This window comes from Streptococcus oralis (assembly GCF_004127215.1).
Lineage (GTDB): Bacteria > Bacillota > Bacilli > Lactobacillales > Streptococcaceae > Streptococcus > Streptococcus oralis_BD.
Window position 1 is genome coordinate 1 of the sequence record NZ_QEWJ01000026.1, and the last position, 1,232, is coordinate 1,232.

At 43.4% G+C, this 1,232-nt stretch carries 2 pseudogenes; both read right to left on the reverse strand.

Annotation, left to right across the window (positions count from 1 at the left end):
* Window positions 1-547: pseudogene (locus tag DF216_RS10315) on the reverse strand (competence protein ComB); the annotation flags it as partial.
* A 14-nt stretch (window positions 548-561) separates the two neighbouring features.
* Window positions 562-1,232 (reverse strand): annotated as a pseudogene (gene comA / locus DF216_RS10320) (peptide cleavage/export ABC transporter ComA); the annotation flags it as partial.

A 1,232-nucleotide genomic window follows, 5' to 3' on the forward strand; every position in this document is an offset into this window, starting at 1 on the left:
CAATGAGATTTCCAAGTTCAGCTTGTGAACTGCTGGCAGCTGAATTTTGAGAGGCAATATTGGAATTCTGTTGTTCCGTATTACTACGGATGCTGGCAGCTTGGTTTTTATAGTCATTAAAGACCTGCTCGTAGCCAAAGCGATCTTCCCCCGAAGCAAACTGGCTAGTTCCTGTCTTCAAACTTTCCTGCAATAATTCCAACTGTCGTTTTTGTTCTTTCAAGGTTTCCACTTGGGAGGAGAAGGTGTCTTTTTGAGTGTTTTCGCTATCAGAATGATACTGAACCAAGAGATCCCCTTTTTTGACCACCTTATTTTCCTCTAGATTATTAGTGACAATCGCATTATTACTGGTTGACTGGATGGTTGCCAGGATCTTACTCGGTTCGATAGAGGCAGCCGAGGTAATCGTGATTTCCTTTTTCGCAAAGAGAGAGAATAAAACCACAAAAATCAACAAGAAGAAAGTCGGCAAAATCACGCGTACAGAAAAGTTGGAATATCTACGATTATAAAATTCAGCACTCTCTAAGTAATGTTCTTCCATCTTCTTTCTCCTTTCTAACTATTGACCAGATGAGCATAGAAGCCATCCTGAGCAAGCAATTCTTCGTGTGTTCCTTGTTCGACGATTTCCCCCTTGTCCAGAACGACCACTTTTTCAGACCGCTCCGCAATGGTCAAGCGATGGGCGATGAATATGATGGTCTTGTCCAACTCCAAGAGATTGTCGATAATCTTTTTCTCTGTCAGGATATCCAGATTGCTGGTTGCTTCGTCGAGAATTAAAACAGGAGCATCGGTCAAAAGAGCCCGAGCCAAGGCCAAGCGCTGACGTTGACCACCTGAAATCCCTGTCCCGTCTGATGTCAACTCTGTTTGGTAATTCAAAGGCATCCGTTCAATGTCTTCCCGAATCTCCGCAATTTCTAGCGCCCGAATGATTTCTTTCTGAGTCGTTCCAGGCTTGGCACCCAAGAGAACATTCTCTAAGATAGTACCATTAAAGACATAGGGCTGTTGCGGCAAGTAATTGATATGACGGCGCAAGACATGTTTGTCAATCTGATTGAGATTGATATTATTAACCAGAATCTCTCCCTCGTTCGGATCATAGAAATTCACAATCATCTTGGCAAGGGTCGTCTTTCCAGAACCAGAAATGCCCACAAAGGCCACCTTACTGCCTCGTTCAATGGTCAAGTTAATATCTGAGAGGACATTTCGCCCAT